Annotated in this window: 22 protein-coding genes; 15 read left to right on the forward strand and 7 right to left on the reverse strand. The window is 72.0% G+C overall.

The features are described 5' to 3' along the window. Nucleotides 1–23 precede the first annotated feature (23 nt). The 6 genes from C2L59_RS36615 (at nucleotide 24) to C2L59_RS36640 (ending at nucleotide 5,508) form a co-directional block, all read left to right on the forward strand. On the forward strand, nucleotides 24–1,418 hold the full coding sequence (locus C2L59_RS36615; RefSeq protein ID WP_103354125.1) for a cation:proton antiporter: 1,395 nt from the start codon (nucleotides 24–26) through the stop codon (nucleotides 1,416–1,418). A 266-nt stretch (nucleotides 1,419–1,684) separates the two neighbouring features. Next, a complete protein-coding gene (gene metK / locus C2L59_RS36620) occupies nucleotides 1,685–2,872 on the forward strand; it encodes a methionine adenosyltransferase (RefSeq protein ID WP_103354126.1) in 1,188 nt (395 codons plus the stop codon). 3 nt (nucleotides 2,873–2,875) lie between these two features. Further along, nucleotides 2,876–3,445 (forward strand): adenine phosphoribosyltransferase, encoded by a 570-nt coding sequence (locus C2L59_RS36625; protein ID WP_103354127.1) that lies wholly within the window; start codon nucleotides 2,876–2,878, stop codon nucleotides 3,443–3,445. A 165-nt stretch (nucleotides 3,446–3,610) separates the two neighbouring features. After that, nucleotides 3,611–4,267, forward strand: coding sequence for a response regulator transcription factor (locus C2L59_RS36630; protein WP_146060482.1), 657 nt, complete (start codon nucleotides 3,611–3,613; stop codon nucleotides 4,265–4,267). 237 nt (nucleotides 4,268–4,504) lie between these two features. Further along, entirely contained in the window at nucleotides 4,505–5,167 is a 663-nt protein-coding gene (locus C2L59_RS36635; RefSeq protein ID WP_103354129.1) for a response regulator transcription factor, read from the forward strand. 35 nt (nucleotides 5,168–5,202) lie between these two features. Then, complete coding sequence (locus C2L59_RS36640; protein ID WP_370444812.1) at nucleotides 5,203–5,508, forward strand: DUF190 domain-containing protein; 306 nt, start codon at nucleotides 5,203–5,205, stop codon at nucleotides 5,506–5,508. Between the two features lie 7 nt (nucleotides 5,509–5,515). Here the strand turns inward: C2L59_RS36640 and C2L59_RS36645 are convergent, their stop codons facing one another. Continuing rightward, on the reverse strand, nucleotides 5,516–6,535 hold the full coding sequence (locus C2L59_RS36645) for a DMT family transporter (RefSeq protein ID WP_199199434.1): 1,020 nt from the start codon (nucleotides 6,533–6,535) through the stop codon (nucleotides 5,516–5,518). Nucleotides 6,536–6,549: 14 nt separating this feature from the next. Beyond that, nucleotides 6,550–7,572, reverse strand: coding sequence for an S-methyl-5-thioribose-1-phosphate isomerase (mtnA, locus tag C2L59_RS36650; protein ID WP_103354132.1), 1,023 nt, complete (start codon nucleotides 7,570–7,572; stop codon nucleotides 6,550–6,552). Between the two features lie 173 nt (nucleotides 7,573–7,745). On the opposite strand from mtnA, the gene C2L59_RS36655 reads away from it, so the two are divergent. After that, nucleotides 7,746–9,599: a fluorothreonine transaldolase gene (locus C2L59_RS36655; protein WP_103354133.1), complete on the forward strand. Its 1,854-nt coding sequence runs from the start codon at nucleotides 7,746–7,748 to the stop codon at nucleotides 9,597–9,599. A gap of 1 nt (nucleotide 9,600) precedes the next feature. On the opposite strand, the gene C2L59_RS36660 is transcribed toward C2L59_RS36655, so the two are convergent. Then, nucleotides 9,601–10,092, reverse strand: coding sequence for a YbaK/EbsC family protein (locus tag C2L59_RS36660; protein WP_199199435.1), 492 nt, complete (start codon nucleotides 10,090–10,092; stop codon nucleotides 9,601–9,603). A gap of 67 nt (nucleotides 10,093–10,159) precedes the next feature. Next, complete coding sequence (locus tag C2L59_RS36665) at nucleotides 10,160–10,480, reverse strand: hypothetical protein (protein ID WP_158263133.1); 321 nt, start codon at nucleotides 10,478–10,480, stop codon at nucleotides 10,160–10,162. 142 nt (nucleotides 10,481–10,622) lie between these two features. Here C2L59_RS36665 and C2L59_RS36670 point away from each other — a divergent pair, with 142 nt between their 5' ends. Next, nucleotides 10,623–11,222 (forward strand): helix-turn-helix domain-containing protein, encoded by a 600-nt coding sequence (locus C2L59_RS36670; RefSeq protein ID WP_233223869.1) that lies wholly within the window; start codon nucleotides 10,623–10,625, stop codon nucleotides 11,220–11,222. A gap of 25 nt (nucleotides 11,223–11,247) precedes the next feature. Here the strand turns inward: C2L59_RS36670 and C2L59_RS36675 are convergent, their stop codons facing one another. Further along, the gene (locus C2L59_RS36675; protein ID WP_103354135.1) at nucleotides 11,248–12,825 is read right to left on the reverse strand and encodes a discoidin domain-containing protein; all 1,578 of its coding nucleotides are present in this window, start codon (nucleotides 12,823–12,825) and stop codon (nucleotides 11,248–11,250) included. 171 nt (nucleotides 12,826–12,996) lie between these two features. Between C2L59_RS36675 and C2L59_RS36680 the strand changes: the two genes are divergently transcribed. The 4 genes from C2L59_RS36680 (at nucleotide 12,997) to C2L59_RS36695 (ending at nucleotide 16,683) form a co-directional block, all read left to right on the forward strand. Continuing rightward, nucleotides 12,997–13,728 carry an SDR family NAD(P)-dependent oxidoreductase gene (locus C2L59_RS36680; RefSeq protein ID WP_103354136.1) on the forward strand — a complete coding sequence of 244 codons (732 nt, stop codon included), beginning with the start codon at nucleotides 12,997–12,999 and terminating at the stop codon, nucleotides 13,726–13,728. 88 nt (nucleotides 13,729–13,816) lie between these two features. Further along, nucleotides 13,817–15,016 carry a cytochrome P450 gene (locus C2L59_RS36685; protein WP_103354137.1) on the forward strand — a complete coding sequence of 400 codons (1,200 nt, stop codon included), beginning with the start codon at nucleotides 13,817–13,819 and terminating at the stop codon, nucleotides 15,014–15,016. 22 nt (nucleotides 15,017–15,038) lie between these two features. After that, nucleotides 15,039–15,869, forward strand: coding sequence for a hypothetical protein (locus C2L59_RS36690; protein ID WP_103354158.1), 831 nt, complete (start codon nucleotides 15,039–15,041; stop codon nucleotides 15,867–15,869). A 58-nt stretch (nucleotides 15,870–15,927) separates the two neighbouring features. Next, complete coding sequence (locus C2L59_RS36695; protein ID WP_103354138.1) at nucleotides 15,928–16,683, forward strand: SDR family NAD(P)-dependent oxidoreductase; 756 nt, start codon at nucleotides 15,928–15,930, stop codon at nucleotides 16,681–16,683. A 126-nt stretch (nucleotides 16,684–16,809) separates the two neighbouring features. On the opposite strand, the gene C2L59_RS36700 is transcribed toward C2L59_RS36695, so the two are convergent. Next, on the reverse strand, nucleotides 16,810–17,370 hold the full coding sequence (locus C2L59_RS36700; protein WP_103354139.1) for an ABATE domain-containing protein: 561 nt from the start codon (nucleotides 17,368–17,370) through the stop codon (nucleotides 16,810–16,812). 96 nt (nucleotides 17,371–17,466) lie between these two features. Here C2L59_RS36700 and C2L59_RS36705 point away from each other — a divergent pair, with 96 nt between their 5' ends. From C2L59_RS36705 to C2L59_RS49490, 3 genes are all read left to right on the forward strand, one after another. After that, nucleotides 17,467–18,327, forward strand: a complete 861-nt coding sequence (locus C2L59_RS36705; protein ID WP_103354140.1) for an alpha/beta fold hydrolase — start codon at nucleotides 17,467–17,469, stop codon at nucleotides 18,325–18,327. A gap of 144 nt (nucleotides 18,328–18,471) precedes the next feature. Further along, nucleotides 18,472–19,266, forward strand: a complete 795-nt coding sequence (locus C2L59_RS49485) for a discoidin domain-containing protein (protein WP_233223874.1) — start codon at nucleotides 18,472–18,474, stop codon at nucleotides 19,264–19,266. Between the two features lie 93 nt (nucleotides 19,267–19,359). Then, complete coding sequence (locus C2L59_RS49490) at nucleotides 19,360–20,166, forward strand: sorbosone dehydrogenase family protein (RefSeq protein ID WP_233223870.1); 807 nt, start codon at nucleotides 19,360–19,362, stop codon at nucleotides 20,164–20,166. Nucleotides 20,167–20,189: 23 nt separating this feature from the next. Here C2L59_RS49490 and C2L59_RS36715 read toward each other — a convergent pair whose 3' ends face one another. After that, nucleotides 20,190–21,215: a carbohydrate kinase family protein gene (locus C2L59_RS36715; RefSeq protein WP_103354142.1), complete on the reverse strand. Its 1,026-nt coding sequence runs from the start codon at nucleotides 21,213–21,215 to the stop codon at nucleotides 20,190–20,192. Nucleotides 21,216–21,258: the final 43 nt, after the last annotated feature.

Below are 21,258 nucleotides of genomic sequence, written 5' to 3' on the forward strand. Positions count from 1 at the left end.
TCCGCCCTTCCGGAAAGGTCGTCATGTCCCTCCAATCCGCCGACCTCGCCCGGCTGCTGGTCGCGATGGCGATGCTGCTGACGGTCGCGCACCTGGGCGCCCGGCTGTGCACGCTGCTGCGCCAGCCGCCGGTGATCGGCGAGATACTGGGCGGGCTGCTGCTCGGCCCCACCGTGCTGGGCCTGATCGCACCGGGCGCCGCGAGCGCCCTGCTGCCGAAGGCCGGCGTCACCCCGGTGGGGCTGGGCGTGCTCCAGGAACTCGGCCTGCTGCTGCTGATGTTCCTGTCCGGCCGTGAGGTGCTCGCCTCCCGCACCACCGCGCGCCGCCGGACCGTCGTCGCGGTGGCGCTGAGCGGGCTGGTCCTCCCGTTCGCGGCGGCGATGGCGAGCGTCGGGCTGTTCGACCACACCGCCTATTCCGGCCCGCACGGCACCCGGCTGACGTTCGTGCTGGTGTTCGGGATCGGGATCGCGGTGACGAGCATCCCGGTGATCTCGCGGATCATGCTCGACCTCGACCTGCTGCACACGCGGTTCGCCAGGGTGGTGCTTTCCGTGGCCCTGCTGGAGGACGTCGTCCTGTACGTCACACTCGCGGTGATCCTCGGTCTCGTGCAGGGCGCCGCCGCGCCGGTGTTCGGGCTGTGGTCGCTCGTCGGCGTGCCGGACATCGGCCTCACCACGGCGTACTACGTGACGGCGAGCCTCGTGCTGTTCGCGGTGTTCATGCCGTGGGGCCGGAAGATCTTCGCGGTACTGGCGCACAACCGGTTCAACTTCGTCGAGCGGCGCAGCGCGACGGCGTTCCGGCTGCTGTTCCTGCTGGTGCTGGTGCTGGTGTGCGTGTTCATCGGCGTCAACCCGGTGTTCGGGGCCATCCTCGCCGGGGTGTCGGCGGCCGGCGCGGACGCCGACGACACCGACGTGCGCCGCCGCGAGCAGGCCGAGCACGCCTGGGACGCGCTGAAGAAGGTGTCGCTGGCGCTGTTCATCCCGCTCTACTTCGCGGTCGTCGGGCTGCAGCTGGACCTGGTGCACCACCTGTCGGTCGGCTTCTTCCTCGCCTACCTGCTGCTCGCGTGCGTCACGAAGACCGTGAGCGTCTGGCTGGGCGCGCGGGTGGCCGGCGAGCCGCCGCGCAGCGCGGTCGACCTGGCGATCGCGCTCAACGCCCGTGGCGGGCCCGGTATCGTGCTCGCCACGGTGACGTTGTCGGCCGGGGTGATCAACGAGGATTTCTTCACCGTGCTGGTGATCCTGTCGATCCTGACTTCGCAGGCCGCCGGGCTCTGGCTGCAGCACGCCGGAGTGGGCGGCGAAACCGGGCGGCCGCACCGCATCCGGGAGAACGGCGGCGCACCGGGGAGAACCGCCGAAACGGATCCGGCGGAAAGCGACCGGGCCGTCCGCGGCTGACCCCCGCGGGTCCGGCCCGGCCACCCGGAGCCACGGATGCCGTGCGGGGCAGGCTGTTCCGGTGCGGAAAAGCCCGGAACCCGGTGCCCGGCCGACGGGGTAGGTGGAAGGTCGCACCGCGGGTTACCACCTACCGGCATTGCCGGACGGCCGGTCGGTGCCGCACACTGGAATGCATTACGGGGGCGTTCTCGAAATCGGATCCAGCGCCGTTCGCGCTGTGGCGAATGCGTCCCGTCGGAAATTTCGAAGCGCGGGAGGCGATTGTGCCCGATCGGCTGTTCACGTCCGAATCGGTGACCGAGGGACATCCCGACAAGCTGGCGGACCAGATCAGCGACGCCGTCCTGGACGCGGCCCTGCGGGCCGATCCGGCGGCGCGGGCCGCGGTCGAAACCCTGGTGACCACCGGGATGGTGCACGTCGCCGGCGAGGTGAGCCGGGTCCCGGACGACGTCGTGGGCCTGGTCCGCGAGACGATCCTCGACGTCGGTTACGACTCCGTGCGCCGCGGGTTCGACGGGGCCGCGTGCGGGGTCCAGGTTTCGCTCGGCCGGCAGTCGCCGGACATCGCCCAGGGCGTCGAACGGTCGCTGGAGACCCGGCAGGGCGACGGGGCCGGGCTCGACCACCAGGGTGCGGGGGACCAGGGCATGATGTTCGGTTACGCCTGCGACGAAACCCCGGAGCTGATGCCGCTGCCGATCGTGCTGGCGCACCGGCTCGCCGAGCGGCTGGCGCGGGTGCGCCGCCAGGGCGTCCTGCCGTTCCTCGGCCCGGACGGCAAGACCCAGGTGACGATCGCCTACCAGGACGGGCGGCCGCTGCGGCTGGACACCATCGTGGTCTCCACCCAGCACGACGCCGGGATCGACCTCGAGACGACGCTGACCCCGGCGGTGGCCGCGGAGGTCGTCCGGCCGGAGCTGGCGCGGCTGGACCTCACCGCGACGGGCTTCCGGCTGCTGGTCAACCCGAGCGGGCGGTTCGAGCTCGGCGGCCCCGCGGCGGACACCGGACTCACCGGGCGGAAGATCATCATCGACACCTACGGCGGGATGGCCCGCCACGGCGGCGGTGCGTTCTCCGGCAAGGACCCCTCGAAGGTCGACCGGTCCGCCGCCTACGCGGTGCGCTGGGCGGCGAAGAACGTCGTCGCGGCCGGCCTCGCCGCGCGGTGCGAAATCCAGGTGGCGTACGCGATCGGGCGGGCCGCGCCGGTGTCGCTGCTCGTCGAATGCTTCGGCACCGAGAAGGCGCCGGTCGACCAGATCCGCGCCGCCGTCGAAGCGGTCTTCGACCTGCGCCCGGCCGCGATCATCCGCGACCTGGACCTGTGCCGCCCCCGGTACCGGGCCACGGCCGCCTACGGGCACTTCGGCCGCGTCGACGGCGATTTCCCCTGGGAACGGGTCGATCGGGCCGGCGCCCTGCTGGCCGCCGTGCGGAGCTGAGCCGTGACCGCGACCGGCTCACTCGCCCGTACCGTTGCCGCCTCGTTGCGGGCGTACCCCGGCTTCCCGGAACCCGGTGTGCTGTTCCAGGACCTCGGTCCGCTCTACGCCACCCCCGGCCTGCTGACCGAGCTCGCGTCCGCGGTGATCGACCGGTACGCCGGCGCGTTCGACGCGGTGGCGGCGATCGAGGCCCGCGGGTTCGTCCTCGGCGCCGCGGTCGCCCAGCAGGCCCGAAAACCCCTTGTGCTGGCCCGGAAAGCCGGCAAGCTGCCCGGCGAGCTGCACACGGTGACGTACTCGCTGGAATACGGCGAAGCCGTGCTGCAGACGCAGGCCGGGGTGTTCGCGCCCGGGGTGCGGGTGCTGCTCGTCGACGACGTGCTCGCCACTGGTGGCACGCTCGCCGCCGCGGGCCGGCTCGTGGAGCTCGGCGGCGGCCGGGTCGCCGGTTACGCCGTCGTGGTGACGATCGCGCCGCTCGGCGGTCCGCGGCGGCTGGCGGGCATCCCCGGCTTCAGCGTGCTCACCCTGCCCGGCGAAAACGCCGATGGCGCCGGCGATCCGCCGTAGCCGTCGACGTCCGGCCCGGCGCGTCGGTAGAGTGGAAAATCAGGGGTGTCTTCCTCGCTCCCGTGCGCCGGACGGCCGGTGAGCTCGCCCCGCGTAGTCATCGCCTCGCAACTGCCGCGTGTTCCCAGGGGGAGGTCGTTTTTCGTGAAAGCGCTCAAGGACTGCATGAGTGTCGTCGTCATCGACCGGTACCGGCTGTTCCGCCAGGGAATCATGCAGATCATCTCCGTCGAGGAGGACTTCCGCGTGGTCGGTGAATGCGGTTTCGGCAAGGACGGCATCACGCTGATCGGGGAGCGCCAGCCCGATCTGGTCCTGCTCGACAGCGACCGCGGCGGCGCGCAGGCGGTGGGCATGCTGCGCGGTGTGCTGCTGGTGTCACCGGGTTCGAAGGTCGTGGTGGTCACCGCCCACGACGCGCCCCGGCTCGTCGCCGACCTGATCGCCGCCGGTGCGCACGCCTACCTGCTCAAGAACGCGACCCGCGAGGAGCTGCTCGTCACGCTTCGCACGGTTTACCGCGATTCGGGCAACGTGGTCGTTTCGGTGCCCCGGGAAACGTTGCGGGGGATGCACGAACCGGAGCACGTCCTGCTCTCGCGGCGGGAGGCCGAGGTGCTCGGCCTGGTCGCGGTCGGGATGCGCAACTCCCAGATCGCGCTCGAGCTCTACATTTCCGAGGGCACCGTCAAGCGGCACCTCACCAACGCCTACGCCAAGCTGGGCGTCGAATCCCGGATCAGCGCGGTCAAGAAAGCGATCACGCTGGGAATCGTGTCGCTCGACGAGGTCTTCGACGCCGGGGAAACGGTCGGCAAGTGACGGGTGTGCCGGGGTTGTCACGGTGAAGCGGGGCAAAGCCGGGGTTTTCCGGCGCGAATAGCGGTGGCGGCAACTCGAATGGGCTAACCGTCCGGTTGTACTTTCTTACTGAATCTTCAACCTTGCGCCGGAGTTGTGGACTGTGCCACAGTGGAAGTGGATTGGGGGCCCGGATCATCGCGCGGGAGAACCGCGGCACCTGCCTCCTTTCGGTGTGCCAAAGCGGGGTGGCAGTCCATGGGGACCGGAACGGGTGTCATCAGTGTCGTGGTGATCGACGATCAGCAGCTGTCCCGGCAGGGCATGATCGAATTGCTGGCCGCCGAACCGGGCATCGAAGTCGTGGGGGACGGTGTGCTCGGCGACGCCGAGACCCTCGCCATGCGGCTGCGGCCGGACATCGTGCTGCTGGACGGCGAAGTCGGCGACGGCCACGTGGTCGCCGGGGTGGACGGCCTCGCCCGGGCGGCCCCGGCCGCCAAGCTGGTCGCGGTGATCGAGCACGACGACCCGCGCTTCGTCGGCACCTTGATTTCGGCGGGGGCCCACGCCTACGTGCTGCGCAGCGCGACGCGTGACGAGCTGCTGGTGACCCTCCGTGCGGTGCACCGCGATTCCGGGCACGTCGTGGTCTCGTTGTCCCGGGCGAAATGGCAGGGGATGAACGGCACCGGCGAGCGCATTCTTTCCCAGCGGGAACGCGAGGTCATCATGCTCGTCGCGGCCGGGATGAAGAACGCCGAAATAGCGGGCCGGATGTTCATTTCGGAAGGCACCGTGAAGCGGCACCTGACCAACGTCTACAACAAACTCGGGGTGGCTTCCCGGATGGCGGCGGTGAAGAAGGCCGCCGCGCTCGGCATCGTTTCCTTCGGCGACTCCGCGCCGTCGGACGGCTGATGAGGCGGCACCCGCGGCACAGCCTGGCGGCACCGGTGCTCCGCTTGACGATCTTCGTCGGCCGCGAGCTGTGGCACCACCGCCCGGTCGTGCACGAGATCGTCCGCCGCGCCCACCGCGCCGGGCTGGCCGGGACGTCGGTGTTCCCCAGCATCGAAGGGTTCGGGCGCAGCGCGCGGATCCACGACCTCGGCCGGCTGCGCCTGGCCGAAGGAACCGGGTACCTGGTGGTGGTCGTGGACACCGAGGACCGCGTGCGCGCGTTCCTGCTGGACCTCGACGAGCTGCTCACCGACGGCCTGGTCACGCTCGAACCGGTGGAGGTGATCGGCCGGCGCTGAAGGGTGTTCAATCGTGCGGCCGGGGCCCGGCCCCGGCGAGGCGCCGGTTCCGCCGGGCCGGTCCGGCTTCGCGGCCGGTCATGAGCCGCCCGATCAACGCGGCGCCGACGATCAGGACCCCGCCGGCGACCTGAAGCGGGCCGAGGAGCTCGCCCGCCAGCAGGACCGCGAACAGCGCGGCGAACACCGGTTCGGTGGACAGGATGATGCCCACCCGCGCGGAACCGCCGATGCGGGCGCTGCGCAGCTGGGCGAAGAAGGCGAAGGACGTCCCGAGCACGCCGAGGTAGCCGATGAGCAGCCAAGTGGAGCCGGTGAGCTGCCCGATCCGTTCCGGTACGCCGGTTTCGAACGCCGCCGACGCGACGCCGGCGAGCAGGGTCACCACGACGAATTCGACGAACGTGATGTTGACCAGCGACTGCGGCCCGCTGCGGGCCGAACCGCGGCCGAAGAGGGTGATCTGGAACCCGCGGATCAGCGCCGCCCCGAGGATGATCAGGTCGCCGAGCTGGGGCCGGAAGCCGTGGGCGAGCGAGAGCAGCCCGCAGCCGGCGAGGCCGCACAGCGTGGCGACGTAGACGAGCGCGTGGTAGCGGCGCCGGAAGAGGGCCCACTCGAACAACGGGATCAGCACCACGGACACCGTGATGAGGAAGCCCGCGTTCGCGGCGCTCGTGAACCGGACGCCGGCCGTTTCGCAGGCCAGGACGCCGAAGAGGAGCGTGCCGAACAGCGCTCCCGACCGGACTTCGTGGGCGGTCAGCGCCCGCAGGGAACGCCGTCCCATCACCGCGATGACCGGCAGCGAGCACACGAACCGCAGGGCCAGGAACGCCATCACCGGCAACGAATGGCCGACGATCTGCATGACGACGTAGGTCGAGCCCCAGATGACCGCGACGAGCACGATGGAGACGTCGCTGATCACCAGGGCGCGCTGATCGGCCACCGGATCGTCGAGCTGCTGCATCGCGGCCAGTTCCCCCTCGCGGCTGCGTTCAATATAATTACCAACGTAGCCCACTTCGGTGATCGTGGTCAACCGCCGGGCAAGGCGGCGGGCGCGTGGCCGTAGACGCCGTGCTCGGTGATCACCGCGGAGACGAGCTCGCCGGGAGTCACGTCGAACGCCGGGTTTTCCACCTCGGTGCCCCGCGGGGCCGTCAGCTCCAGGCCGAAGTGGGTGACCTCCTCGGCGTACCGGTGCTCGATCGGGATGCCGGCCCCGGACGGGGTGGCCTCGTCGATCGTCGACGTCGGAGCCGCGACGACGAACGGGATCCCGTAGTGCCGGGCGGCGATGGCGAGGGCGAGCGTGCCCACCTTGTTGGCGGTGTCCCGGTTCGCCGCGATCCGGTCGGCACCGACGATCACGCAGTCGACCGCCCCGCGGGACATCACGGCGGCCGCGGCCGAATCGACCAGCAGCGCGTGCGGGACCGCCGCGCGGTCCAGCTCCCAGCAGGTCAGCCGGGCACCCTGGAGCAGCGGGCGGGTTTCGGTGCAGTACACCCGTTCCAGCCGGCCCCGCTCGTGCAGCCGGAGGACCGCGCCCAGTGCCGTCCCGATCCGCAGCGTGGCCAGCCAGCCCGTGTTGCAGTGGGTCAGCACGCGCAGCCGGTTCCGGTTCGAGGCCGCGCACACGAAATCCGCCGTTGCCGAGGCGAGGGCGGCGTTCGACGCCACGATCTCGCCCAGGACCGCGCCGGCTTCCCGTTCGAGGGCGGCCAGGCCGCCGTCGAGCACCGCCAGCATGCGGTCGACCGCCCAGCGGAGGTTGACCGCGGTCGGGCGCGCCGACGCGATGCGTTCGGCGTCGGCGCGGACACCGGCGGCGTCGAAGGGATCGCGGCGGGCGTGCGCTGACAGCAGCACGCCGAGGGCGCCCGCCGCGGCGATGCTCGGCGCGCCGCGGATCGCCAGCCGGGAAACGGTCGCGATCAGCTGGTCGACGCGGGTGATCCGGATCCGCCGCTCGTGGTGCGGCAACGCGACCTGGTCCACCGCGACGATGCAGCCGTCCTGCCAGTACACGCTCTGTGGTTCCTCGTCGACGGTCATGAGGGGCACCTCCGTCCGGGCCGAGCATAGGCCGGAAAAGAAATCGGTCGATAGGGCCAAGGTCGTATTCCGGCTACGACCTCGCGCGCATCTTCGGCGGAGCACCGACACCGGCGCCCGCTCGCGCCCTACGATCGCCGGAACCGGCAGTATTCCTCGCGGACGGAATGGACATGACGGATCCCAGCGCAGCCCCGCTCGACCTCGGCGCCATTCGCGAGCTCATCGAGGACGAGGAGGACGAAGCGGCCGAAATGCTGCACCTGACGGCGAACGAGACCGTGCTTTCGCCGCTCGCGCGGACCGTGCTCGCGAGCGAGCTCGGCCCCCGCTACCTCCTGGAACACCTGGACATGCGCCAGGATTCGCCGTCCCGGCTCAACAACCTGCTCTACCACGGGCTGGACCGGGTGAACCGGATCGAACGGTCCGCCACCGAGGTGTGCCGCCGCCTCTTCGGCGGCGGTTACGCCGAATTCCGCTGCCTTTCCGGGCTGCACGCCATGCAGACGACCTTCGCCGCGCTCACCCGGCCCGGCGACAAGATCATGCGCATCTCCACCAAGGACGGCGGGCATTTCCTCACCGAGCTCATCTGCCGGGGTTTCGGACGGCGAAGCTGCACCTACGCCTTTCGGGACATCAGCGAAATCGACCTGGCCGCGACCGAGCGGGTATTCCGCGAAGAACGGCCGTCCCTGCTCTACATCGACGCGATGAACTACCTCTTCCCCTTCCCCGTGCGCGAGCTGAAGGAAATCGCCGGTGACGTCCCGCTGATCTACGACGCCTCGCACACCCTCGGGTTGATCGCCGGCGGGCGGTTCCAGTCCCCGCTGGCCGAGGGGGCCGACATCCTGCAGGCCAACACCCACAAGACGTTCTTCGGCCCGCAGAAGGGCCTGATCGTCGGACGCGAGCGCGGGCCGATGGAACGGATCGGCTACACGCTGTCGAACGGGATGGTCAGCAGCCAGCACACCGCGTCCACGCTGGCGCTCTTCGTCGCGCTGCACGAGATGTACGCGGTCGGGGAGGTCTACGCCGACCGCGTGCTGCGCAACGCGAAACGCCTCGCGACCACCCTCGACCGGCTCGGCGTGCCGGTGCTGGCCAAGGACCGCGGGTTCACCGGCAACCACATGTTCTTCGTCGACACCCGGCCGCTCGGCGGCGGGCCGCCGTTGCTCGAGCGGCTGCTGGCCGCCGGGATCTCGGTGAACCGCGGGGTCGCGTTCGAGCACGTGGACGCGCTCCGGCTCGGCGTCCAGGAGATCACCCGGCGCGGGGCGGACGAGGACGACATGGACCTCATCGCCCGCTGGATCGCCGGCATCCTGCTCGGCACGGCGGAACCCGAAGACATCCGCCCGCTCGTCCGCGCCTTCGTCGGCCGCCACCGCGAAGTCCACTTCACCGGGGACGCCGGCGTGGCCCCGCCGGCGCGCCGGAAACCGCCGGAGCGCACCGGTTTCCGCCCGAGCCGGCGCTGGGCGGAGATGTCCCTGCGGCGGGAGCCGCTCGACCACTCCGCCCACCGGCCGGAGCTGGCCCGGGCGAAGGAGCTCGGCCGGCTGGGCGGGGAGTTCGCGCACCAGACCGATTCCGCGGGCAACGTGAGCTTTTCCGCCGGGGGCCGGCTCTACGTTTCGGCCAGCGGCGCCTACATCAAGGACCTGGCGGACGACGACTTCGTCCTGGTGGAAGGGGCCGGCGACGGCGTGCTCCGCTGCCTCGGCACCGGCCCGGCCTCGGTCGAGGCGTACCTGCACCACCTGCTGGCCGAGCGGTTCGGGGCGGCGTACGTCGTGCACAACCACTACATCCCGGACGCCGACCTGACCCGGCTGGGGGTCAGCGTGATCGATCCCCAGGAGTACGGCAGCGTCGCTTTGGCCACCGCGGTGGCCAAAGCGGCCGGAGACACCAAGAAGATCTACGTCCGGCGGCACGGGCTGGTGTTCTGGTCGGAATCCTTCGACGAGATCCGCGACCTCGTCACCGGCACGGCCGCCGCGACGGGCTGACTCAGTCCGCGGCCTGGCTGATCCGCTCGAACCGCGGCTGGGCGATGGCGAGGTAGTCGGCCGTGCGCAGGGCGAGCGACCGGTCGAGCCGGGCGGCGTTGAAGTACAGCTCCTCGATGTCGCGGATGGCGGGGTCCACGATCAGCTGCAGCGCCGGGTCGAAGGAGAACGGCAGGATGGTGCCCGCGACGCAGCCCGAGAGGCGTTCGGCGGCTTCCGCGTTCGCGAACGAGATGTAGGTCCCGTCGAGCAGGGAACGCACCGCGGCGAGGTCGACCTTGCGGTCCCCGGGCACGACGGCGAGCACGTAGCGGGTGACCTTCTTGCCCAGCTTGACCATCAGCACCATGCACTTGGCGGCGTGGCCGACCTCGTTGCCCCGCATGGGGCTCACGATGTCCGTCCGCCCCTCGGCGGGGTGGTCGATCAGGCGGTAGCTCGCGCCGTGCTCGTCGAGCAGCGTGATCAGCTTGTCATAGGTGGTGTTTTCCACGAATTTCCTCGTCCTCGGGTTTCGTGCCGCCGGGTGCGGCGGCGGTTCCGCGCGGCCCGGGGACGCCTCAGCAGAGGGCACCCCGGCAGTACCAGGCCCGCCACGACCGCGTCCAGCGCGGTGCTTCGCGTTTGCGGCGCCAGCCGAGCTGGTTCGCCCGCAGCAGCAGGAGCTCGCGCACTTCGGCGGTCGCGACGAAGGGGTCGGCCGCCACCGGCGAGCCCGGGGCCAGCGCGGCCACGACCCGGTGGTCGATCTCCCCGACCAGCAGGTCGGGGGACAGGGCCTGGTCGACGCTGAGCTCGCCCATCGCCAGCAGGTCCGCCACCGCGGCCATGTCCGCGTCCGTGCAGGTGTGAATGCTGATCATCCCTCGCGCCGAAAGCACTTCTCCACCCCTCCGTGAGCACGCTGGAGACCGTTGACGTTCAGCATATTGAACGATCAGGCGTACTATAACATGCCGTGTGCTGCCGGTCACGACCGCGGCACCCCGCGGCGGCCCCGCGGTCGGTTACATTCGCAGCAGCATGGGAACGGACAGCAGGGCGGCGATGACCGAGCAGCAGAGCGGCGACGTCCGGGAGAGCACGGCGGTGCTGATCGGCGCCCAGGTCCGCAGGATGCGGGAGGCCCGGCGGCTGTCCGCGGCCGAGCTGGCCCGGCAGGCGGGGATCAGCAAGGGCACGCTTTCGACGCTGGAAGCGGGGCTGGGCAACCCCACGATCGACACGCTGTCGGCGATCGCGGTCGCGCTCCGGCTGCCGCTCGGCGACGTCATCACCCCGGCGACGCCGCCGAAACCCGTGGTCCGGCCGGGCACGGGCGAGCCCGAGTACAGCAAGCAGGAGCTGCTGCACCGGATGGGCGCGGGTTCGCTGACCGAGGTGTGGCGGATCCGCATCCACGAGACCGGCCAGCGCATCGAAAGCCCGCCGCACGCCCAGGGCACGGTCGAGCACATCTACGTGGCGCGGGGCGGCCTGATCGCCGGCCCCGCCGACACGCCCAGCACCCTCGGCCGCGGCGACTTCGTCATCTTCGGCGCCGACGTCCCGCACTTCTACGAGGCTTCGGCGGACGACGTCGACGCCGTCTGTGTGATGACGTACCCCGCGACCGGCTGGTGACCCGCCGCGGCCGAAACCGGCAGGCCTACGCCGGGCCGTACACCTGCATCTCGTAGAGCGAGTACCCGTACGACGTGCCGCGCGTGACGCCGGTCATCCGGACGTAGCGGCCGGAGCCGGCCAGGCCGGTGAGGTCGTCCGTGCCGCCGTTACCGGTCGTGGTGCTGTAGATCGTCGTCCAGGTGCTGCCGTCGGCGGAGGTCTGGATGCGGTACCCCTTGCCGTAGGCGGCTTCCCAGCTCAGCTTGACACGCGAGACGGACTTCGTGGCGCCCAGGTCGACGCGCAGCCACTCGGCGTTGCTGCCCTCCTTGGACGCCCACCGCGTGCCCGTCAGGTTGCCGTCGAAGGCCGCGCCCGCCGGGTAGGACGCCGACTCGGTCGACGACGCCGTCGCGGGTTTGCCCTGCGAGAGCAGGGTTTCCTGACCGCCGGTGCCGGTCACCGTGACACCCAGCGACACCGTCCTCGTCCCGCCGGTGACGGTGATCGTCGCCGAGCCGGGCGTGGCGGTCGCGGCCGCGCTGACGGTGACGGCCGAGGTCCCGCCGGCCGGGACCGACGTGGGGGAGAAGGTCACGCTCACGCCCGCCGGGGCGCCGCTCGCGGACAGCGTGACGGCGTCGGTGGCAGTCACGGTGGCCGTCGCCGAGGCGCCCGGCGCGACCGACACCGACGACGGCGTCACGCTGAGGCCCGCGGTGCCGGCCGCGGTGAACGTCCAGCGGGCGGCGGTGCCGGAGCAGCTGCCCGCGGTGAGCGCGCTGCCCGACGCGCGGAAGCACTTGCTGCTGGTCTGGATGTCGGAGATGGTGCCGTCGGGGTTGATCGACCACTGCTGGGCCGGGCCGCCGGTGCAGGTCTGGAGCACGATCGAGCTGCCGGAGATGCCCGCGCACCGGTCGTTGCTCACCAGGAACGCGCCGTGGAAGGTGAACTGCTGCGCGTCACCCCCGGAGCACGCCGCCACCTTCAGCGTGGTGCCGCTGCCCGGTGCCTCCAGGCAGGTGCCGGTGGAGTTGTTGCGGTACTGGCCGACCGTGGTGTTCGGCCGGGCGCCGCCCCAGCACGCACCGGTGCTGGTGTCGAAGATCGGCGTGGCGTCGTAGGGCTCGTTCGACGGCGGGTCGACGACGACCGGCTCCAGCACCGGCGTGTTGTCGGGGTTGTAGTGCGTGAGCGCGTCTTCGCAGTCGATCGCGTCGAAGGCGCTGCCGCCCTTGCCGCCGAGCCAGAGGTCGATGTGCCGCAGGCCGGGGCCGCCGTTCGGGCCCTTGCTGTTCCAGTCGTCGGAACACTCGTCGCAGCCGTCCTCCATGATGAAGTACTTCTTGACCCGCGGGACCCAGACCTTGGTGCCGGGCTTGAGCTCGTCGCTGCTGGTGGCGAAGGTGATCGGGTCGGCGTAGCTGCCCTTGCCGCCCGCGGTGTCGTGGATCTGCGGGTAGGAGATGTCGCCGCCGGGCGGGGTGTTGTCCCACCAGCCGTAGAAGGTGAGGAAGGTCGGCTGCGTGGTGGCCGCGCTCGCCGTGGACGCGCCGGCGAGGGCGCCGGCCAGGACGAGAATCAGGGTCACGACGAGCACGAGCGCGCGCCGGGTCATGCTGCCTCCGGGAGGACTGGGCGGACGGTGACTGCGGCGTGGGTCCAGGTTCGCCGGGCGGGGCCGCGCCGTCAAGACTTATTCGTAAAGTGTCCTAACGAACTGGTGATCGTGTCCCGCTCGGCGGGAAACCGTGGTCGGTAAGCGCTTTCCTCGGCCAGGATGGGCGGTATGAGCGAACAGCGGGAAATCGTGGTGACCGGCGGCGGCACGGGCATCGGGCTGGCGATCGCCGCCCGGTTCACGGCGGCGGGCGAACGGGTCACCGTCACCGGCCGCCGCAAGGACGTCCTCGAAGCGGCGGCGGAAAAGATCGGCGCGCGGGCGGTGGCCTTCGACGCGAGCGACCCGGAGGCCGTGCAGGCGGCCCTGGCTGAGCTGCCCGCGCGGGTGGACGTCCTGGTCAACAACGCCGGCGGCAACACCGACCGGGTCCGGGAGGCGCCCGCGCCCGGCGACCTGGCGGGCCTCGCCGACGCGTGGCGGGCGAACTTCGCCGCCAACGTCCTCTCCGCCGTGCTGGTCACCGCGGCGCTGAAGCCGCGGTTCGCGGACGGTGTGCGGGTCGTGACCCTCGGCTCCATCGCGGCGAAGCAGGGCTCGGGCTCGTACGGCGCGGCCAAGGCGGCGATCGAGGCGTGGAACACCGACCTCGCACGGCAGCTGGGCCCGGCCGGGGGAACGGCGAACGTCGTGGCGCCCGGCGTCGTCCTCGACACCGAGTTCTTCCACGGCACGCTGACGGAAGAATGGCTGGACTCGCGGATCTCCGTGGCGTTCAACCGCCGGGCCGGCCGCCCGGAGGAGATCGCGGACGTCGTCCGGTTCCTCGCCGAGCCGGGCGCGGGGCACCTCACCGGCCAGGTCGTGCCGGTGAACGGCGGCGCGCACGGCGCCCGCTAGGCCATCCGGGTCGCAGGGGCGGCGCCGGGCCGCGGTCGTCTCCAAGGTGGAAGTGTCCAGACCACCGGAAGAAAGAGCGTGATCCGCCGTGACGGCAGTACCCGCAACCCCGGCCCTCCCGACGACCCGACCGGCCGGCTGCCCGTTCGACCCGCCCGAGGACTACGCCACCCGCCGGGAAACCGCACCGACGTCGCCGGTGCGGTGCCCGGCGGGCATGGACGCGGTCCTGGTGACCCGCTACGCCGACGTCCGCGCGGTGCTCGCCGACCGCACGATGAGCTCGCGCGGCGCGTCGTCGGTGCACGTGAACCCGGACGCCGACCTCGGCGAGGCGGTCAGCCCGGGCTCGATCATCCAGCTCGACGGCGAGGCCCACGCCCGGCTGCGCAAGAAGGTGATCGCCGAGTTCACCGTGCGGCGCGTCGAGGCGATGCGCGCGTACGTCCAGGAGCTGGTGGACGGCCACCTCGACGCGATGCTCGCGAAGCCGGGCCGGGCGGACCTGGTGCAGGACTTCGCGCTGCCGATCCCGTCGCTGGTGATCTGCGAGCTGCTCGGCGTCCCGTACGCGGACCGGTCCCGCTTCCAGACGCAGAGCTCGACGCTGGTCAGCACCGACGCCACGCGCGAGGAAAAGGGGCGGGCCAACGACGAGCTGTCCGGCTACCTGGCGGAGCTGTTCACGGAGAAGCAGCGGAATCCGCAGGAGGACCTGTTCAGCAGGCTGATTTCCCGCAGTGCCGCCGACCCGCTGACGATGGAGGAGCTGGTCGTCCTCGGCTTGAGCCTGCTGGTCGCCGGCCACGAGACGACGGCGAACATGATCGCGTTGAGCACCCTGGTGCTGCTGGAGCACCCCGGGGAGCGGGAGGCCGTGCTCGCGGCGCCGGAACGGGCGGTGGAGGAGCTGCTGCGGTACCTGTCGGTGGTGCAGTTCGGGGTGCTGCGGTACGCGACCGCGGACGCCCGGGTCGGGTCGCGGGAGGTGCGCGCGGGGGAGTGGCTCGTGGCCGCGTTGAACTCCGCGAACCGCGACGAGGAGGTGTTCACGGGCGCGGACGAGCTGGAGTTCGGCCGCGAGTCGCCGCGGACGCACGTCGCGTTCGGGTTCGGGGCGCACCAGTGCATCGGGCAGCAGCTGGCCCGGGTGGAGCTGCAGGAGGCGTTGACGCGGTTGTTCCGCCGGGTGCCGGGGCTGCGGCTGGCGGTGCCCCGGGAGTCGTTGGCGTACAAGCACAACACGCTGGTGTACGGCGTCCGGGAGCTGCCGGTGGCCTGGGGGTGAGTACGGTGAGGCCGTGAAGCCGATGCCCGCCCGCCGGCTCTGGGCCGCCGTGGAGCCGTTGCACGCCGTCGTCTACTTCGCGCCCGAGACGGCCGAAGCGGCGAAGGCCGTCGGCTTGCGCGGGTACTGGATGGGCTACTTCGCCGGGCGCCTGGCGCCGCTCGGCCCGATCGGCCCGGAGCCGGCGACGGCGGTGCTGTTCGGCTTCGCGCCGGCGATGGTGGCGCGGGCGCTGCCGGACGCGTGGTCGTTCGCCGCGCCCGCGGACGTCGTCCGGACCCGGCTCGCGGCGGTGTCGTCGGCGTTGCGGCGCGCTCTCGGGGCCGGCCACGAGGAGCTGGTGGCCCTCCTGGAGCGCGCGGCGGACGCGTGCCGGTTCGACAGCCGTCCGCTGGCGGCGGCCTGGGCGGCCGTGCCGAAGCCGGCGGACCCGCTCGGCCGCCTGTGGCTGGCGGCGACGGTCCTGCGCGAGCACCGCGGCGACGGCCACGTCCTGGCGGCGGTCCACGCGGGCCTCGGCGGCTTGGAGACCACTCTCACCCACATCGGTGACGGAGTGCTCCGCCAGGCGGATGTCGAACCCCATCGTGGCTGGTCCGCGGCCGACTGGACGGCGGCGGCGCACCGCCTGCGTGACCGCGGCCTGCTCGACGCGGACGGCCGCCTGACGGAGTCCGGCACGGCGGTGCGCCGCCGCATCGAGGAGGACACGGACCGCTTGGCGGCGGCGCCGGTGGCGGCGCTGGGCGCCGATTTCGAGCGGCTGCTGGCGCTGGCGGAGCCGCTGAGCCGCGCGGTGATCGACGCGGGCGTGGTGCCGGTGCCGAACCCGATGGGGGTGTCCCGCCCGTAGCCGTCGATTCCGGGCGCGCTCGTTCGACGCAGGGGTGAACCGGACATCGGAGGGCTCCATGACGTTGCTCGAAGGCAAGAACGCGGTCATCTACGGCGGAGGCGGCCGGATCGGCGCGGCGGTGGCCACCGCCTTCGCGGCGGAGGGCGCGCGGGTGTTCCTCGCCGGCCGCACCCGCGCCCGGCTGGACGAGGTCGCCGCCCGCATCCGCGACGGCGGCGGCAGGGCCGAGACGGCGGAGGTCGACGCCCTCGACGAGCGGGCGGTGGACGAGCACGCCGAGGCGATCGCCGCCGAGGGCGGCATCGACATCTCGTTCAACCTCATCGCCCACGGCGACGTCCAGGGCACGCCGCTGGTCGAGATGGCACCGGCGGACTACGAGCGCCCGGTGGTGACGGCGGTCCGCACCCAGTTCCTGACGGCCCGCGCGGCGGCCCGCCACATGATCGCGCGGCGCTCCGGGGTGATCTTGTTTTTTGGGGGCGAGGCCGAGCCGCTGCGCGAGTTCGCGGTGGGCGGGCTGCAGGTGGCGTTCCACGCGATCGAGGCGATGCGCCGCCAGCTGGCGGCGGAGCTGGGTTCGTACGGGATCCGCACGGTGACGCTCCGGACGGGCGGGGTGCCGGAGACGCTGCCGGAGGACTTCCCGGGCCGGGCGGAGCTGGAGGAGAACATCGCGGCCAAGACCATGCTGGGCCGCGCGGCAAGGCTGGCGGAGATCGGCGAGGTGGCGGCCTTCGTGGCGTCGGACCGAGCCCGGACAATGACGGCGGCCACGGTCAACGTCAGCTGCGGAGCCCTGGTGGATTGACTCGGCCCGCCGAGCCGCCGGACTTGCCGGGGTGCCGGGGCGCTGGTGCCGGGCTGCGTGGCCGCCGAGATGCCGGTGGCCGGCCACGGGGTGCCCCGCCGCCGGTTCCGGCTCGGGCGGGAACCCTCACCGAGACCCTTCGCGCTGCTCGACCACCAGCCTCTGGTGCCGCGCCGCGCGGACCCGGTCGCCGCAAGTCGTCGAGCACCAGCGGCGGCGGGCGTGCTCGCGCAGGAAGTAGCGCACGCACCCGTGCGCCTCGCACGGCCGGACCAACGGCCCCAGCTCGCCCCCCACCACCTCGATCGCGTCGCGGGCCAACGCCGCCACCGCCGCCTCGACGCTTCCCGGCCTGGCGGGCGACCACATGCGTTCCGGCCCCGCGTCCCACACCAGCTGCGGCGCGGCCGCGTCGGCGCGAGCCGCCGCGTTCACCACTTCCACCGCGTCTTCCGCCGGCGTCCGGCCCTCCGCCAGCGCGGCCAGCAGCTCCCGCACCGCCACGCGCAGGTCCGTCAGGCGGCCCAGCTCCGCCGAGCCGGCCACCGCCAGGCCGCGCCCGCTCAGCCACGACGCTGCGTCGTCCGGCGTGGCCAGGTCGTCCACCGGCCCGGCCGCCGTCAGCCGTCGCGTGTTGACCAGGGCCAATGCCGGTGAGCGGTCCTCGCCCGGTGCCGCTGTGACCACCTTCGCCTCCCGAAATCCGGTCTCCAGTGTCCCCGACCGTTGACAGCCTACCGCGTCTCATGGATAAATAGCTAGGTAACCATTAGAGGAGGAAGCATGCACCACCGCTACGCCACCGTCGCCGGGCATCGGCTCTTCTACCGCGAGGCCGGCCCCGCCGAGGCGCCCACCATCGTGCTGCTCCACGGCTTCCCGACGAGCTCGCACATGTTCCGGCACCTCATCCCGCTGCTCGCCGGCCGCTACCACGTCATCGCGCCGGACTACCTCGGCGCCGGCGCCTCCGACGCGCCCCCTGTCAGCGAGTTCACCTACACCTTCGACGCGCTCGCCGACCTGACCCTCGGCCTGCTCGACCAGATCGGCGTCACCCGCTTCGCGCTCTACATCCAGGACTTCGGCGCCCCGGTCGGCCTGCGCATCGCCGCCGCGCACCCCGATCGGGTGACCGCGATCATCACCCAGAACGGGAACGCCTACGTCGAGGGGCTCGGCGCCGGGCTGCCGCAGAAGCTCGCCGCCGGCACGCTCACCGACGAAGACCTGCGCGGCATGGTCACCCTCGAGGCCACCAAGGCGCAGTACCTCGACGGCGTGCCCGACCCGACGCTGGTCAGCCCGGACGTCTGGATCCACGACCAGGCCCTGCTCGACCGCCCCGGCGCCGCCGAAATCCAGCTGGCGCTGCTCGCCGACTACCACCACAACATCGGCCGGTACCCGAAGTTCCACGAGTACTTCCGGACCAGCCAGGTCCCGCTGCTGGCCGTCTGGGGTGGCAACGACGAAATCTTCGTCGCCGACGGCGCCCGCGCCTACGCCCGCGACCTGCCCGACGCCGAAATCCACCTGCTCGACTCCGGCCACTTCGCGCTGGAAACGCACCTCGACACGATCGCCGGGTACATCCGGGGCTTCCTCGGGCGGGTCCTGCCCGTTGACCGGGACGCCGGTTGACCACCGGCCCGGCGCGCTCGTAGGGCCGGTCCGGACTCCGCCGTCGTCATCAGCCATGGAGGACGGTATGAGCCGGCTGATTCGGGCGGGGGCGATCGCGCTGGCGCTCGTCGCCGGGACCTGCACCCCCGGCCGCGGCCGCGGATCCCCTGCTGTCGCAGGGAAAACCGGGTCACGGCCTCGTCGGCGGGCGGGTGCTGCCCGGCGGCGAACGCGGTCGACGGCGACTCGGCGACCCGCTGGGCGAGCGCGGCCGGCGTCGATCCACAGTGGATTTGCGCCGACCTCGGCGCCGCCGTGCACATCAGCCGCGTGCGGCTGCAGTGGGACGCTTCCTGCGTCACCGCCTACGAAATCGACACCTCCCCCGACCACGTCACCTGGACGAAGATCCACGCGACGACCGCGGGCCAGGGCGGCGTCGAGGATCTGACCTCTTTGGACGGAACCGGCCGGTACGTCCGGGTGTACGGCACCGAACGCTGCCGCACCGACGCTTCGAAGGGCTACTCGCTGCAGGAGTTCGGCGTCTACGGCTCGGCCGGGGACGTGCGGCCGCCGTCACCGCCCGGCACGCCGACGCTCGTCGGCGTCACGCCCACCACTGCCACGATCGAGTGGACCGCGGCCACCGACGACGTCGGCGTCGCGGGCTACGACGTCTACCGCGACGGCCAGCTCTGCGCGAGCACGACCGGCGCCCTCACGGCGACCTGCGGGCACCTCGGCCCGAACGGCAGCTACGGCTTCTACGTCAACGCGCGGGACGCCGCCGGGAACGTCTCGCAGGCCAGCGGCACCCTGGCCGTCAAGACACCGCCGTCGGACGACCACACGCCGCCGTCCGCGCCGGCGAACGTGCACACCACCGCGGTCAACAGCACGTCGATCGGGCTCGCGTGGACCGCGTCGAGCGACGACGTGGGCGTCACCGGCTAACGCATCTTCGACGGCACCACGCAGATCGGGACGTCGGACACGGCGAGCACCACGCTCGGCGGGCTGACCCCGGACACCGCGTACCACCTGCAGGTGCGGGCCGTCGACGGGAACGGCAACCTGAGCGACCCGAGCACGCCGGTCCTGGACGTCACCACCACCGGCGGGTCGGGTTGCACGCCGTCGCAGGGTGTTTGCGACGCCACCCAGGTCGGCACCGACGACGATGTCGTGTGGGGTCTGGTGACCCTGCCCGACGGCACGATCCTCGACAACCAGCGCGATGCGCACGACGTCGTCCACCTGAACCCCAAGACCGGCGCGAAGAAGACGATCGGGACCGTACCGAACGTGCAGAGCACCGACGGCGAAGGCGGCCTGACCGGGTTGGAGATCAACCCCGTGTCGTTCGGGTCCGACCACTGGCTCTACTTCATGCACACCTCGCCGAGCGACAACCGGATCGTCCGGATCAAGTACGACCCGGCCGGCGACTCGCTGACCACGAGCACCGAGCAGGTCCTGCTGACCGGTATCGCGCGCAACAAGTTCCACAACGGCGGCCGGCTGCGGTTCAGCCCCGACGGCCGGTATCTGTTCGCCGGCACCGGCGACGCGCAGAACGGCGGCAACGCGTCGAACACCAGCAGTCCCAACGGGAAGGTGCTGCGGATCAACCCGGACGGCACGATCCCGGCCGACAACCCGTTCCACAACGCGGTGTGGAGCTACGGCCACCGCAACGTCCAGGGCCTCGCGTTCGACTCGCAGGGCCGGTTGTGGGAGCAGGAGTTCGGCAACAGCATCATGGACGAGACGAACCTGACCTCCAAGGGCGGCAACAAGGACAGCACACCGCACAACAGCCACAACAAGATCCTGCGGGTGGCCGTGGGGTAGCGCCGGAGGAGCTTCGGCGGCGATCAGCGCCAGCTGTCGTCGCCGAAGCCGAGCGTCACCGGGCCGCGGCGGATCCCGGCCACCGTCTCCGACGGCAGCACCTCGTCCAGGAACGCGTAGTCCGGGCTGCGGGTCCGCGCGTGCCACTGGGCGATTTCGTGCCAGCCCGGCGCCGCCAGCGCGCCGCCGAAGTGCTGGACCGACAGGCTCGCCGTCAGGCAGGCGAACCGGAGGCGTTCCACCAGCGGCCAGCCCGTCAGCGTCGCGGCGACGAAACCCGCGCCGAACACGTCACCCGCGCCCGTGGCGTCGAGCACGTCCACCGGCAGCGCCGGGACCGCCGCCGTCTCGCCCGTCGTGCCGTCGACGGCCAGCACGCCGTCGCCGCCGCGGGTGATCACCGCGATCGGGACCAGCTCCGCGAGCCGGGCCAGGGCCGCCTCGGGCGTGTCCGTTCGGGTGTAGCGCATCGCTTCGACTTCGTTCGGCAGGAACGCGTGGCAGCACGCCAGCTGCTCCAGCAACGCCGCCGACCAGGCTTCGGACGGGTCCCAGCCGACGTCGGCGAACACCAGGCTGCCCGACTGGTGCGCGGTGTGCACCCACCCGGCCGTGTCGAGGCCGATGTGCGCGACCGTCGCCCGGCTGGGCGGCGGTGAACCGGCGAGCTCCGCGACCGGGACGGGCGGCGGGTGGCCGTGGGTCACCATCGCGCGGTCGCCGGCGTAGGCCAGCGACACCGTCACCGGCGAGTGCCACTCCGGGAACCGCCGCGACCGGGACAGGTCGATGTGCTCCTGGCGGTCCAGCACGTCCCAGCAGTACCGGCCGTAGACGTCGGTGCCGAACGCGGCCGCGAGCGACGTCCGCAGGCCCAGGCGGCTCAGCGCGACGGCGAAGTTCGCGATCCCGCCCGGCCCCGAGCCCATGCCGCCCGTCCACACCTCCGTGCCCGGCGCCGGCGGGTGTTCGAGCCCGGTGAATACCAGGTCGAAGAACAGCAGGCCGGACAGGAAGACATCGATGTCGGGGGCGGGCTCAGCCGGCACGGGCGCCTCCACGTCGGTCGGGCAGCGGTCGGCCCGAGCCTGC

It is taken from the genome of Amycolatopsis sp. CA-128772, assembly GCF_002904295.1.
GTDB lineage: Bacteria > Actinomycetota > Actinomycetes > Mycobacteriales > Pseudonocardiaceae > Amycolatopsis.

Coding starts and splice junctions, on each gene's coding strand:
- C2L59_RS36630 (WP_146060482.1), top strand. CDS start 3,611: ATGAGTGTCGTCGTCATCGACCGGTACCGGCTGTTCCGCCAGGGAATC.
- C2L59_RS36670 (WP_233223869.1), top strand. CDS start 10,623: ATGGGAACGGACAGCAGGGCGGCGATGACCGAGCAGCAGAGCGGCGAC.
- C2L59_RS36675 (WP_103354135.1), bottom strand. CDS start 12,825: ATGACCCGGCGCGCGCTCGTGCTCGTCGTGACCCTGATTCTCGTCCTG.
- C2L59_RS36655 (WP_103354133.1), top strand. CDS start 7,746: ATGACGGATCCCAGCGCAGCCCCGCTCGACCTCGGCGCCATTCGCGAG.
- mtnA (WP_103354132.1), bottom strand. CDS start 7,572: ATGACCGTCGACGAGGAACCACAGAGCGTGTACTGGCAGGACGGCTGC.
- C2L59_RS36705 (WP_103354140.1), top strand. CDS start 17,467: ATGCACCACCGCTACGCCACCGTCGCCGGGCATCGGCTCTTCTACCGC.
- C2L59_RS36680 (WP_103354136.1), top strand. CDS start 12,997: ATGAGCGAACAGCGGGAAATCGTGGTGACCGGCGGCGGCACGGGCATC.
- C2L59_RS36690 (WP_103354158.1), top strand. CDS start 15,039: ATGCCCGCCCGCCGGCTCTGGGCCGCCGTGGAGCCGTTGCACGCCGTC.
- C2L59_RS36635 (WP_103354129.1), top strand. CDS start 4,505: ATGGGGACCGGAACGGGTGTCATCAGTGTCGTGGTGATCGACGATCAG.
- C2L59_RS36615 (WP_103354125.1), top strand. CDS start 24: ATGTCCCTCCAATCCGCCGACCTCGCCCGGCTGCTGGTCGCGATGGCG.
- C2L59_RS36695 (WP_103354138.1), top strand. CDS start 15,928: ATGACGTTGCTCGAAGGCAAGAACGCGGTCATCTACGGCGGAGGCGGC.